This is a genomic window from Allobosea robiniae, assembly GCF_900102525.1.
Lineage (GTDB): Bacteria > Pseudomonadota > Alphaproteobacteria > Rhizobiales > Beijerinckiaceae > Allobosea > Allobosea robiniae.
Genome location: NZ_FNBZ01000002.1, coordinates 65,423 through 77,470 on the forward strand (window position 1 = coordinate 65,423; position 12,048 = coordinate 77,470).

General features: G+C 66.3%; 12 protein-coding genes. 8 read left to right on the forward strand and 4 right to left on the reverse strand.

Annotation, left to right across the window (positions count from 1 at the left end):
- Positions 1-4: 4 nt before the first annotated feature.
- The gene (locus BLQ70_RS05895) at positions 5-1,027 is read right to left on the reverse strand and encodes an AAA family ATPase (protein ID WP_244511926.1); all 1,023 of its coding nucleotides are present in this window, start codon (positions 1,025-1,027) and stop codon (positions 5-7) included.
- A gap of 192 nt (positions 1,028-1,219) precedes the next feature.
- On the opposite strand from BLQ70_RS05895, the gene BLQ70_RS05900 reads away from it, so the two are divergent.
- Genes BLQ70_RS05900 through BLQ70_RS05915 form a run of 4 tightly spaced genes read left to right on the forward strand, consistent with a single transcriptional unit; the run spans position 1,220 to position 3,996 of the window.
- Positions 1,220-1,807, forward strand: coding sequence for a DUF1285 domain-containing protein (locus BLQ70_RS05900; RefSeq protein WP_091856238.1), 588 nt, complete (start codon positions 1,220-1,222; stop codon positions 1,805-1,807).
- A complete protein-coding gene (locus BLQ70_RS05905) occupies positions 1,801-2,460 on the forward strand; it encodes a CoA pyrophosphatase (protein ID WP_342028477.1) in 660 nt (219 codons plus the stop codon). The genes BLQ70_RS05900 and BLQ70_RS05905 overlap by 7 nt, the downstream gene beginning before the upstream one ends.
- 43 nt (positions 2,461-2,503) lie before the next feature.
- Complete coding sequence (locus BLQ70_RS05910) at positions 2,504-2,761, forward strand: DUF6111 family protein (protein WP_091856648.1); 258 nt, start codon at positions 2,504-2,506, stop codon at positions 2,759-2,761.
- On the forward strand, positions 2,758-3,996 hold the full coding sequence (locus tag BLQ70_RS05915; RefSeq protein ID WP_091856239.1) for a CCA tRNA nucleotidyltransferase: 1,239 nt from the start codon (positions 2,758-2,760) through the stop codon (positions 3,994-3,996). The genes BLQ70_RS05910 and BLQ70_RS05915 overlap by 4 nt, the downstream gene beginning before the upstream one ends.
- Before the next feature lie 27 nt (positions 3,997-4,023).
- Here the strand turns inward: BLQ70_RS05915 and hemF are convergent, their stop codons facing one another.
- The 3 genes from hemF to BLQ70_RS25250 form a co-directional block, all read right to left on the reverse strand.
- Positions 4,024-4,950, reverse strand: coding sequence for an oxygen-dependent coproporphyrinogen oxidase (gene hemF / locus BLQ70_RS05920; protein ID WP_091856240.1), 927 nt, complete (start codon positions 4,948-4,950; stop codon positions 4,024-4,026).
- Entirely contained in the window at positions 4,928-5,425 is a 498-nt protein-coding gene (locus BLQ70_RS05925) for a tRNA (cytidine(34)-2'-O)-methyltransferase (RefSeq protein ID WP_091856241.1), read from the reverse strand. The genes hemF and BLQ70_RS05925 overlap by 23 nt, the downstream gene beginning before the upstream one ends.
- A 143-nt stretch (positions 5,426-5,568) precedes the next feature.
- A complete protein-coding gene (locus BLQ70_RS25250; protein WP_139163495.1) occupies positions 5,569-6,108 on the reverse strand; it encodes a hypothetical protein in 540 nt (179 codons plus the stop codon).
- Between the two features lie 485 nt (positions 6,109-6,593).
- Here BLQ70_RS25250 and BLQ70_RS05935 point away from each other — a divergent pair, with 485 nt between their 5' ends.
- The 4 genes from BLQ70_RS05935 (at position 6,594) to BLQ70_RS05950 (ending at position 11,423) form a co-directional block, all read left to right on the forward strand.
- A complete protein-coding gene (locus tag BLQ70_RS05935) occupies positions 6,594-8,459 on the forward strand; it encodes an ABC transporter ATP-binding protein (protein ID WP_091856243.1) in 1,866 nt (621 codons plus the stop codon).
- Between the two features lie 192 nt (positions 8,460-8,651).
- Positions 8,652-9,200, forward strand: coding sequence for a ubiquinol-cytochrome c reductase iron-sulfur subunit (gene petA, locus BLQ70_RS05940; protein WP_280140790.1), 549 nt, complete (start codon positions 8,652-8,654; stop codon positions 9,198-9,200).
- Between the two features lie 53 nt (positions 9,201-9,253).
- Positions 9,254-10,534 (forward strand): cytochrome b, encoded by a 1,281-nt coding sequence (locus BLQ70_RS05945; RefSeq protein ID WP_061969516.1) that lies wholly within the window; start codon positions 9,254-9,256, stop codon positions 10,532-10,534.
- Between the two features lie 7 nt (positions 10,535-10,541).
- A complete protein-coding gene (locus BLQ70_RS05950) occupies positions 10,542-11,423 on the forward strand; it encodes a cytochrome c1 (protein ID WP_091856245.1) in 882 nt (293 codons plus the stop codon).
- The last annotated feature ends 625 nt before the right edge of the window (positions 11,424-12,048 follow it).

Consider the following 12,048-nt stretch of genomic DNA (forward strand, 5'->3'; position numbering starts at 1 on the left):
CGGCTTATCCCAGCCGTTCTACGAGCTTGCCGATCAAGCCCTCGACGGTCTCGCCATCGGCGCGGGCGGCGAAGGTCAGCGCGACGCGGTGCTTCAGCACGGGGATGGCGAGCGCCGCGACATCGTCGACCGAGGGGGCAAGCCGGCCTTCAACGAGGGCGCGTGCGCGCACGGCGAGCGTCAGCGACTGGCTGGCGCGGGGGCCGGGGCCCCAGGAGAGCTTGTCGGTGACTGAAGCTTCGCCCTCGCCGGGGCGGGCGGAGCGGACGAGATCGAGGATCGCATCGACGATCGCCTCGCCGACGGGCAGGCGGCGGACGAGGCGCTGGATCGACATCAGCGTCTCCGCCGTCATCGCCGCGGCGGGCTTGTATTCGGCGGCGCCGGTCGTTTCCAGCAGGATCCGCCGCTCGGCTTCGCGGTCGGGATAGCCGACATCGATCTCGAGCAGGAAGCGGTCGAGCTGGGCTTCGGGCAGCGGATAGGTGCCCTCCTGCTCGATCGGGTTCTGCGTCGCCAACACATGGAAGGGGGCGGGGAGGTCGTAGCGCTCGCCGGCGACCGTGACATGGTGCTCCTGCATCGCCTGGAGCAGGGCGGACTGGGTGCGCGGCGAGGCGCGGTTGATCTCGTCCGCCATCAGGAGCTGGGCGAAGACCGGGCCCTTGATGAAGCGGAAATGGCGCTTGCCGTCGCTCGATTCGTCGAGCACCTCGGAGCCGAGGATGTCGGACGGCATCAGGTCCGGCGTGAACTGGACGCGCCGGGCTGCGAGGCCGAGCACGGTTCCCATCGCCTCGACGAGCTTGGTCTTGGCGAGGCCGGGAACGCCGACGAGCAGGCCGTGCCCGCCCGAAAGCAGCGTCACCAGCGAGAGATCGACGACCTTCTGCTGGCCGAAGATGACCTGGCCGATCTCCTTGCGCGCTGCGCCGATGGCGCCGAGTGCCGCTTCCGCCGCCTCGACGATGCCTGTGTCGAGGTCGATCGGCGAGGTGCTCTCGTTTGCCCGGGCTTGCGCCGCCATGTCGGTCTCCTTCACCTTCGTCGCGAGGGCGCAGGCGCCCGGCGTCATCATCCAGGGAGTGTGGACGGGCCATCCTGCCGGCTCAAGCGCCGAATGGAACGGTACACATCATCCGGCTTCACGATTATGTGGAGTTCAAGGCGGAAACGCGATGCAGCCACGATGCCGCAGCCGGGGAGCAGAGAGGTCGAGATGACGGGACCGGGCCAGGCGATGGAGCGGTTGATGGCCTCGCTCGGTGGCGGCAAGGCGCGCGGCCTGCCGCCGGTGGAGCGCTGGGACCCGCCTTTCTGCGGCGATCTCGACATGCGCATCGCAGCCGACGGCACCTGGTTCTACATGGGCACGCCGATCGGCCGGCCGGCGCTGGTGAAGCTGTTCTCCTCGGTGTTGAAGCGCGAGGGTGACGATTACTTTCTCGTGACCCCGGTCGAGAAGGTCGGGATCACGGTCGATGACGCGCCGTTCCAGGCTGTCGAGATGCAGGTCGATGGCGAGGGCGATGGCCGGACGATCGCGTTCCGCACGCAGGTCGACGATCTCGTCGGCGTGGGGCCGGACCACGCCTTGCGTTTCGCGCGGGCTGCGCAGGACGGGTTGAAGCCTTATGTCCATGTCCGGCGGGGCCTCTGGGCCCGGCTGACGCGGGCGCTGACCTATGACCTGCTGGCGCTCGGCGAGATCAGGGAGGTCGAGGGCACGGCGATGTTCGGGATCGCCGCCGCGGGTCAGTTTTATCCGGCACTGCCGGCGAGCGAGATCGAGGGTATCGGGTGCTGAAGACAATCGAGTCTGCCCTCAACCTCAGTGCCGAGGGCTTCGCGACCTTGGCGCGCGAACGGCTGAGGGCCGAGCCGCCAGCGTTGGGGGATGTGATCAGCCGGCCGCGCGGCGACCATGAGAATCAACCCTCGCCGGTGCCGACCCCCGACGAGAAGCGGGCCGTGCCGGCTGCCGTACTGATCGGCATCGTGCCGCGCCCCGAGGGGCCGACCGTGTTGCTGACGCAGCGTGCCGCGGCGCTCCGCAACCATTCGGCGCAGGTCGCCTTTCCCGGCGGGCGCGTCGATGCCGTCGATGGCTCGCCGATCGTCACGGCCCTGCGCGAGACCGAGGAGGAGATCGGCCTGTCGCGCTCGCATATCCGCACGCTCGGCTTCCTCGACGCCTATCTGACAGGCACCGGCTACCGGATCGTGCCGGTGGTCGCGCTGGTCGAGCCGCCCTTCTCGCTGACGATCAACCATAACGAGGTCGACGAGGCCTTCGAGACGCCACTCTCCTTCCTGCTCGACCCTGCTAACCACAAGCGCGAGGGCCGGGAATGGAAGGGGCATTTCCGCACCTACTATGCGATGCCGTTCCAGGATCGCTATATCTGGGGGGCGACCGCCGGCATGATCCGCAACCTCTATGAGCGGCTGGCCGGATAAGACTGGACTGCGCGGAGGACGCGCCGAGGAAACGACGAAGCCGATGCTGCGCGCGATCATCGAAGAGGTTCTGCTCTTCGTCCTGCCTTTCTGCATCTTCGCAGGCTATCTCGTCATCAACAGGCGCAATCCCTTCGATGTCGAGCACTGGAGCCCGCATGTCTTTCGCCTGGCGGTCGTGGGCTTCGTGCTGGCGATCGCCGTGCTGATCTACGGCGGCTTCATCGCGCCGCGCAGCGAGGGCGCCTACGAGCCGCCGCATATGGAGAACGGGGTTCTGGTGCCCGGCCGCTTCAAATGAGCGGGGATCGCGCCGGCGGGATCGCGCGCTTCCTGATGCAGCCGGCGCTGGCGCGGTTGCTGCTGGCGCTCGATGGAGACGGCGAGGAGACGCGCGTCGTTGGCGGTGCGGTGCGCAACCTCCTCATCGGCGAACCGGCAAGCGATATCGATCTCGCGACGACCGCCTTGCCGGAAGACACGATACGGCGTGGACGAGCGGCAGGCTTCAAGGCGGTGCCGACCGGCATCGAGCACGGCACGGTGACGCTCGTCGCGGATGGCGCGAGCTTCGAGGTGACGACGCTCAGACGCGACGTCGAGACGGATGGGCGCCGCGCCAAGGTCGTGTTCGGCCGTGATTTCGCAGCCGATGCCTTGCGACGCGATTTCACCATCAATGCGCTCGGGCTTGGCCGGGACGGCCGGTTGCATGATTATTGCGGCGGGCTCGACGATCTCGCCGGGCGTCGCGTGCGCTTCATCGGAGAGGCGGATGCCCGCATCCGCGAGGATTACCTGCGCATCCTGCGCTTCTTCCGCTTCCATGCCCGCTATGGAGCGGGAGAGCCCGATGCGGAGGGGCTGCGTGCCTGCATCGCCGGCCGCGAGGGGCTTGCGGGATTGTCGCGCGAGCGGGTTCGGGCTGAGCTGCTGAAGCTCCTCGTTGCGCCTGGCGTCGTCGCGACCATCCGGGCGATGGCCGGCGCCGGGCTGCTGATGCCGGTGATCGGTGGCGTGCCACATCTCTCGCGCTTCGCCGCAGTCGCGGAGGATGACGGCGCCGACGTCTATCCGGCGTTTCGGCTGGCGGCACTGTCGGTTGCAGTGGGCGAGGATGCGTTGCGCCTGCGCGATCGGTTGCGGCTTTCGAACGAGGAGTTCGACCGGATCGAGCGCCTTGCGCGCGCGCTGGAAGGCTTGGGTGGCCAATCAGGCCTGCCCGCCATTGCGACGCTGCGCCATGTCGCCCATGGCTCCGGGAGCGATGCTGCGGCTGCGGCGCTGGTCCTGCTCAACGCTTCGGCGAGAGGCGGCCAGGGCAGGGACGGGGTTCAACGCCTCATCGGCGAACTCGGCCGGACACCGCGCTTCGAACCGACGGGCAAGGATGTCGTCCAACTCGGCATCCCGCCCGGGCCTCGCGTGGGACAAACGCTCGAGGCCGCCCGGCAGGGTTGGATCGAGGCCGGCTGCCCGGCCGGGATAGCCAAGCAGATGGAGTTCGTCAGCGCCGTTCTGGCTGCCGCCCGCTAGTGCGGGCTGCGTCGGGAAGCTCTGGCCTCAGGGCCAGCGAACGGTCGGCGGCATCGAGGACAGGATGGAATCGACGTTGCCGCCGGTCTTCAGCCCGAAGATCGTGCCGCGGTCATAGAGCAGATTGAACTCGACATAGCGGCCGCGCCGGACCTGCTGCTCGTGGCGCTCGGCCTCGCTCCAGGGCTTGCCGATATTGCGGCGCAGGATGTTCGGGTAGCTGTCGAGGAAAGCCTCGCCGACGGCCCGTGTGAAGGCGAAATCGGCTTCCACGTCGCCGGTCCAGATGTAGTCGTAGAAGATGCCGCCGATGCCGCGCGGCTCGTTGCGGTGCTTCAGGAAGAAATACTCGTCGCACCAGCTCTTGAAGCGCGGATAGTCCGCCACGGCCGGAAACTCCTCGCAGGGTGCACGCATCGCGGCGTGGAAGGCCTGCGTATCCGGATCGTCCTGGTTGCGGCGCGCCTCCAGCACCGGCGTCAGGTCGGCGCCGCCGCCGAACCAGGGTTTCGTGGTGACGACGAGCCGCGTGTTCATGTGCACGGTCGGCGCATGCGGGTTCCAGGGATGGGCGATCAGCGAGATCCCCGTCGCATGGAAGCGCGGATCTTCCGCCGCGCCGGGGATCTGGCCGGCAAAATCCGGGTGGAAGGTGCCGTGGACCGTCGAGACGTGGACGCCGACCTTCTCGAAGACGCGGCCCTTCATGATCGACATGACGCCGCCGCCTCCGGGCGCGCCGTCATGGTTGGTGCGCTGCCACGGCGTGCGGACGAAGCGCCCGGGCGCATCCGCCTCGGGCGGGAAGGGGCCGGCGGCTTCGTCCTCGACCGCCTCGAAGGCGGCGCAGATGCGATCGCGCAGGGTCTCGAACCAGGCTGCGGCGCGCGGCTTGAGCGCTTCGACCACGGCGGGATCGACGGGGAGGGATTCAGCGGGCTTCGGGGTGGTCATCATCTGTTCCATCGCGGCCCGGGAAGCCGCCAGTCTGTCGCAAGGCCTCGCCCATTACCATTGCCGCCGCCAGTGCGACATTGAGCGAGCGCAATCCCGACCGCATCGGAATGTGCAGGCTGGCCTCGGCGGCGGCATGCACTTCGGCCGTCACGCCGGCCGATTCGCGCCCGACCAGGACGATGTCATCGGCGCGGAAGGCGAAATCGGGCAGGGCGGTCTCGCCGTCGGTCTCGGCCAGGACGAGGCGATGGCCTTGCGCCCGGCGCCAGTTCTCGAAGGCAGAGAAGGAATCATGGCGCCGGACGGCGGCGCGCTCGAGATAATCCATGCCGGAGCGGCGGAAATGCCGGTCCGAGACGTCGAAGGCTGTCGGCTCGACGATGTCGACGGCGATGCCGAGGCAGGCGGCCATGCGGATCATCGTGCCGGCGTTCTGCGGGATGTCCGGCTGGAAGAGTGCGAGGCGAAGCATGCGCCGGTGATGACGCGCGATGTCGCAAAGCGTCAAGCCTGGTCGACAAAAGCGCTTCGCCGGGCATGCCCGGCCGGGCTGAACCGGGAGAGGCTTTCGGCTTGAAGCCGACGGGCCTTCCCGGTTCTCGCGGCGCTGCGGGCTCAGTTGATGCCGACACCAACGCCGACGCCACCCGAGCCGCTGCCAACGCCGGCACCCACGCCGACGCCATCGCCGCCGATGCCGACGCCGGCTGCTGCGCCGAGCCCGCCGGCAGCATTGCCAAGTCCGGCGCCCAGGCCGGCACCCAGACCGTCGTTTCCGATGCCGGCTCCAGCTGCCGCGCCGACTCCGCCGGAGGAACTGCCGATTCCGGCGCCCAATCCGGCTCCGATGCCGCCATTGCCGGCGCCGACGCCTGCGGCAGCTCCCAGACCGCTATTGCCCGAGCCGGCATTCGCCCCTGCACCGATGCCCAAACCGCCATTGCCCACCGCCGCGCCTGCTCCGACATTGGCGCCGAGGCTGCCGGCATTGGCGCCGACGCCAACTCCGGCGCCGAGCCCCCCGCCGGCCCCCGTTCCGGGTGAGCCCGGGCTGCCTGGATTGTTCGGATTGCCCGGCGTTCCGGGGTTACCTGGAGTGCTGGGGTTGCCGGGATTTCCCGGATTGTTTCCGACGACGCCCGGTCGGGAACCCATCGAAAATCCGCGCGAGCTTACGACAGGGCTTTGCAGCGCAGCCAGCCTGATGCATTTGCTTTTTGCGGCACCGCGGAGGCCGTCGCATCCATCGAACGAGGTATATTCGGCAGTGCTGTTGCAAGCAGCGAGGAGTGTGCAAGCGCTGATGGCGCTGAGTATTCGCAATCGCATAGCTCTCTCCTTGGCGAGTTAATCTATGCGGTCGAGAACATATCTCATTGATTATAGGTTCCTTCGTCGTGATCTGAAGGGTATTGAAATATATACGTTTAAGTCGTCGATTTTATGTTTATTAGAGATTTATTTTCTGCTTTTCCTGCCAAGGCAGCGCGGTCGTCCTGCCCTAATGCCGCCACCCGGTGGGTCTAGCGGGGTTCCGGCGTCGCCTGTCCGCACCGCTCCTGACAAGGGGTGGCGCAGGAAGAACCGGTATCCCGAATTGTCGTTTGTTCCACCCCCTCATTCCCGGTAGCGAAGCAGACATGTTCGCTCCGCTCTTCCGCTGGCTCGAAAGCCGAATCGACGTCTTTGCCCGCTTTGACGAGCAGGAGACGCCGCCGCGCGGCGTCTGGCCCTTCATGTGGCACCACATCAAGGGCGTGAAGGGCTGGATGGCCCTGATCATGCTGACGGGCCTGGGCTTCAGCGGCATCGAGGCGGCGATGTATCTGATGGTCGGCTGGTTCGTCGACCTGCTCTCGACGCAGTCGCCGGAGACGATCTTCCGCGACCATGGCTGGCTCTTGGCCGGCGCGGCCTTCCTGCTCGTCGTCGTCAGGCCGCTGATCTATTTTGCCAACCACGCCATCGTCGACCAGGTCGTGGTGCCGCAGATCACCAACCAGATCCGCTGGCGCAACCATGTCTACACGCTCGGCCACGCGCTGGGCTACTTCCAGAACGATTTCGCCGGGCGCCTCTCCGCGCGTGTCATCCAGGCCGGGCAAGCGATCCGGGGTGCGACGATCGAGGTCATCGACGATCTCTGGTATGCGCTGGTCTTCGCCACGGTCGCGATCGGCTTCTTCGGCAAGACCAGCCCGTGGCTGGCGCTGCCGGTGATCCTGTGGCTTGCGGCCTATGTCGTGCTGCTGATCTATTTCGTGCCGCGCGCCAAGCGGCGCTCGGAGGCGAACTCGCTGGGGCGCTCGACCACGACGGGGCGCATCGTCGACTCCTATACGAACATCCTGACGGTGAAGCTGTTCGCCCGGGCCGATGCCGAGCGCTCGGCGGTGCGCGACTCGTTGTCGCGCTGGAACGCTTCCTTCCTCAATCTGTCGCGCCTGATCACCGGCGTCAGCGTCATCCTGCAGACGATGAACAGCCTCCTCGTGGTGGCCACGGCCTGGCTTGCGCTGCTGCTCTGGAGCCAGGGCGAGATGACGCCGGGCGCGGTCGCGGCCGCCATCGGGCTCGTGCTCCGGCTGGTGCAGATGTCGGGCTGGCTGATCCATCTGGTGCGCGGCATCTTCGAGAATATCGGCTCGGTGCAGGAGAGCATGGAGACGATCGCCAAGCCGCACGATCTGCCGGATGCGCCGGGCGCGGTGCCGCTGGTCGTCGACAAGGGCGCGATCAGCTTCGAGAAGATCCGCTTCAACTATGGCCGGGGGCAGGGGCTGTTCGACGGGCTCGATCTCCAGATCAGGCCGGGCGAGCGGATCGGGCTGGTCGGCCCGTCGGGTGCCGGCAAGTCGACCTTGGTGAACCTGCTGCTCCGGCTCTACCCGCTCGAAGGCGGGCGCATCCTGATCGACGGGCAGGACATCGCCCATGTCACGCAGGATAGCCTGCGAGCCCAGATCGGCATGGTGACGCAGGATAATTCGCTGCTGCACCGCTCGATCGGCGACAATATTGCCTATGGCCGCATCGGCGCGAGCGAGGCCGAAATCGCGCTCGCGGCGCAGCAGGCGGAGGCGCATGGCTTCATCCTGGGCCTGGGCGACCAGGACGGGCGCCAGGGCTTCGATTCGCGTGTCGGCGAGCGCGGCGTGAAGCTTTCGGGCGGACAGCGCCAGCGCATCGCGATCGCCCGCGTGCTGCTCAAGGATGGGCCGATCCTGATTCTCGACGAGGCGACCTCGGCGCTCGATTCCGAGGTCGAGGCGGCGATCCAGCAGCAGCTCGCTGCCCTGATGCAGGGCAAGACCGTGATCGCGATCGCGCACCGGCTGTCGACCATCGCCGCGCTCGACCGGCTGATCGTACTCGATGGTGGGCGGATCGCCGATATCGGCAGCCACAACGAGTTGATCGCGCGCGGCGGCCTCTATGCCCGGCTCTGGGCACGCCAATCGGGCGGCTTCCTGGCTGCGGCCGATCCGGAAAAGCTCGCCGTCTGAACGCCTTCGCCGGCGGACTGTGCGCCATGCATGGCCGAGGCGTTCGCGACAGTAGACTTCGTCCAATCTGCATGTCAAAGAGCCGAAGGTGACGCACCGCCGCATTGCGGCGGCAGCGACGCGCCCCTATGAGGGCGAGAGGCGACAATTTCGAGCTGTTACAGCTCGCAAGACGTGTAAGAGGTTTGGATCGTGGCGCACGCGACCGATACATCGACCGGAACAACCCGCCGCGATTTCCTGATGCTTGCCACCGGCGCCGCCGGCGCGGTCGGCATCGGGGCGCTCGTCGTCCCCCTGGTCAGCCAGATGGCGCCCGATGCGCAGACCGTGGCCGCCGGCGCGCCGGTCGATGTCGACCTGGCCCCCATCGCCGAAGGCCAGGCGATCAAGCTGTTCTGGCGCGGCAAGCCGATCTTCGTGCGCCATCGCACCAAGAAGGAAATCGACGAGGCGCTGGCCGTCGACGTCGCGACCCTGCGCGATCCGCAGACCGACCAGCAGCGCACCAAGGCCGGCCACGAGCAGTATCTGGTCGTCTTCGGCAACTGCACCCATCTCGGCTGCATTCCGCTGGGCACCGCGCCCGGCGAATCGAAGGGCGATTTCGACGGCTGGTTCTGCCCCTGCCACGGTTCGCACTACGATTCCTCCGGCCGCATCCGCAAGGGGCCGGCGCCGCTCAACCTGCCGGTGCCGCCTTACGCTTTCACGGCGGACACCAAGATCAAGATCGGCTGAGCGATGCGCTCGACGCTTTCCTGCCAAGATGAGACAGCCTTGAGGCATTCTTCATGAGTGGTCACAGTTCCTACGTCCCGAAGACCGGCATCGAACGCTGGCTCGATGTGCGCCTGCCGATCATCCGGCTCGCCCATGATTCCGCGGTTTCCTATCCGGTGCCGCGCAACCTGAACTATCTGTGGACCTTCGGCGGCATCCTCGCTTTCATGCTGGTGGCGCAGATCGTCACCGGCATCGTCCTGGCGATGCACTACACGGCCAATTCGATGCTCGCCTTCAATTCGGTCGAGCACATCATGCGCGACGTGAATTACGGCTGGCTCCTGCGCTACCTGCACTCCAACGGCGCCTCGATGTTCTTCATCGCCGTCTATGTGCACATCTTCCGCGGGCTTTATTATGGCTCGTACAAGGCGCCGCGCGAGCTGCTCTGGATTCTCGGCGTGGTCATCTTCCTGCTGATGATGGCGACGGCGTTCATGGGCTACGTGCTGCCCTGGGGCCAGATGTCCTTCTGGGGCGCGACCGTCATCACCAACCTGTTCTCGGCCCTGCCGGTGGTCGGCGAGACGATCGTCACCTTCCTGTGGGGCGGTTACTCGGTCGACAACCCGACGCTGAACCGCTTCTTCTCGCTGCACTACCTGCTGCCGTTCATGATCTTCGGCGTCGTCGGGCTGCATATCTGGGCGCTGCACGTCGTCGGCCAGAACAACCCGACCGGCGTCGAGGTGAAGAACGTCCAGAAGGATACCGTGCCGTTCACGCCCTACGCGACCGTCAAGGACATCTTCGGCATGGTCGTGTTCATGATCCTGTTCGCCTGGTTCGTGTTCTACCAGCCGAACTTCATGGGCCATGCCGACAACTACATCCCGGCGAACCCGGCCTCGACCCCGGCGCATATCGTCCCGGAATGGTACTTCCTGCCGTTCTACGCGATCCTGCGCGCCATTCCCGACAAGCTCGGCGGCGTCATGGCGATGGGCGGGGCGATCGTGGTGCTCGCCTTCCTGCCCTGGATCGACACCTCCAAGGTCAAGTCGATGAGCTATCGGCCGATCGGGCGCCAGCTGTTCTGGGCCTTCGTCGTGGTCTGCATCGGCCTCGGCTATCTCGGCGCGATGCCGGCGGAAGGCGGCTACGTCATCGCCTCGCAGATCTTCACCGTGCTGTATTTCGGCTTCTTCGTCGCGCTCTTCGTCGTCGGCCTGTTCGAGCGGCCGAAGGCGCTGCCGACCTCGATCGCCGACTCGGTGCTCGCTTCCAAGGGTGGATCGGCGGCGCGCGTCGCGACCGCCACCGCTGCCGAACCGAACGTCAAGGGCTGACGGAACCATGAGCAGAACATCGTTTCGTCTCGCCCTGACCGGGCTCACTGCTGCCCTCTCGCTGGCGCTGTTCCAGCCGGCCGCGCAGGCGGCCGAGGCCGGCCCGAAGCCGCCGGCGCTGAGCTGGTCGTTCTCGGGACCGTTCGGCAAGTTCGACCGGGCCCAGCTGCAGCGCGGCTTCAAGGTCTTCAAGGAAGTCTGCGCGAGCTGCCATGGCGCGAGCCTCGTCGCCTTCCGCAACCTGTCGCAGCCCGGCGGCCCTGAATTCACGCCCGGGCAGGTCGCAGCGCTCGCCGCGACCTACCAGGTCAAGGACGGCCCGAACGACCAGGGCGAGATGTTCGATCGCCCCGGCCGTGCGGCCGACCGCTTCCCGTCGCCGTTCCCGAACGAACAGGCGGCCCGCGCGGCCCAGGGCGGCGCCTATCCGCCGGACTTCTCGGTTCTGGCCAAGGCACGCACCTATACCCGCGGCTTCCCGACCTTCGTCTTCGACATCTTCACGCAGTATCAGGAGCAGGGGCCGGACTACATCCATGCCCTGATGGTGGGCTACAAGGAGCCGCCGGCCGGCTTCCCCGCGCTGCTGCCCGGGCAGAACTATAACGAGTACATGCCCGGCCATCTGATCGCGATGCCCAAGCCGCTGAGCGATGGACAGGTCGAGTATCCGAAGGGCGCGGACGGCAAGTCGCCGGTGCCGGAGACGGTCGACCAGTATGCCCGCGACGTCGCCGCCTTCATGGTCTGGATGGCGGAGCCGCATCTGGAGGCGCGCAAGCGCCTGGGCATGCAGGTGATGGCGTTCCTGACCATCTTCGCCTTCCTGCTCTACTACACCAAGAAGAAGGTGTGGTCGCGCATGCCGGACGGCTCGCCGGCTCACTGAGGCAGGCTGGATATCGTTTCAGAAAAGGCCCCCGTCTGACTTATACCCTACACTGACATAGTTCGTGCGTTGGCGGGTAAATGGCCAATTGCGACAGCGGGTTACGAAAGATTGACATACGATGTATGAGCGCATTGTATTACATCGTTTGAGAGGATGGCTGCGGCTTTGTTCGCAGCCATCCTTGTGTCTCATAATTTTTCTGCGTCGATAATTTTGCGGATAGCCGTAGCAAATCCAGGGTCGAAAATCGTTCGCCCTCTGTCATTAACAATTTCGCCGAGCGCGATTTCCTGCAGATCCCCCACTTGGGATGCCGCATCCGGGACTATTTTATCAAAATATTTCGCGAGACTCAGTGCTCGCTTCGTGCCGAGACGCGCCAATAGTTGCCGTTCAAGGCGCGCTCAAAAGCCGACGTTGCGAAGGAGATTGGCAAAGGCCCGCCTCCGCCCAGGGCGGACGCTCTCGCTCTGAGGGTGTTTGCGTCCCGGGTGATTTCTTCGGATTGATCAGTCCTCAGCGACATTTCGCATCGGGTGCTGTCGTCTTGCACTGGTTCGCGTCACTCTTGGGGCGCGACAGCGCCGCCCACAACCAGACGATCAGGAGCCACCCGGGCACG

Bases quoted from the DNA above. Each gene is read 5' to 3' on its own strand.
- BLQ70_RS05935 (WP_091856243.1), top strand. From the start codon at position 6,594: ATGTTCGCTCCGCTCTTCCGCTGGCTCGAAAGCCGAATCGACGTCTTT.
- BLQ70_RS25250 (WP_139163495.1), bottom strand. From the start codon at position 6,108: ATGGGTTCCCGACCGGGCGTCGTCGGAAACAATCCGGGAAATCCCGGC.
- hemF (WP_091856240.1), bottom strand. From the start codon at position 4,950: ATGACCACCCCGAAGCCCGCTGAATCCCTCCCCGTCGATCCCGCCGTG.
- BLQ70_RS05925 (WP_091856241.1), bottom strand. From the start codon at position 5,425: ATGCTTCGCCTCGCACTCTTCCAGCCGGACATCCCGCAGAACGCCGGC.
- BLQ70_RS05915 (WP_091856239.1), top strand. From the start codon at position 2,758: ATGAGCGGGGATCGCGCCGGCGGGATCGCGCGCTTCCTGATGCAGCCG.
- BLQ70_RS05900 (WP_091856238.1), top strand. From the start codon at position 1,220: ATGACGGGACCGGGCCAGGCGATGGAGCGGTTGATGGCCTCGCTCGGT.
- BLQ70_RS05895 (WP_244511926.1), bottom strand. From the start codon at position 1,027: ATGGCGGCGCAAGCCCGGGCAAACGAGAGCACCTCGCCGATCGACCTC.
- BLQ70_RS05950 (WP_091856245.1), top strand. From the start codon at position 10,542: ATGAGCAGAACATCGTTTCGTCTCGCCCTGACCGGGCTCACTGCTGCC.
- BLQ70_RS05945 (WP_061969516.1), top strand. From the start codon at position 9,254: ATGAGTGGTCACAGTTCCTACGTCCCGAAGACCGGCATCGAACGCTGG.
- BLQ70_RS05910 (WP_091856648.1), top strand. From the start codon at position 2,504: ATGCTGCGCGCGATCATCGAAGAGGTTCTGCTCTTCGTCCTGCCTTTC.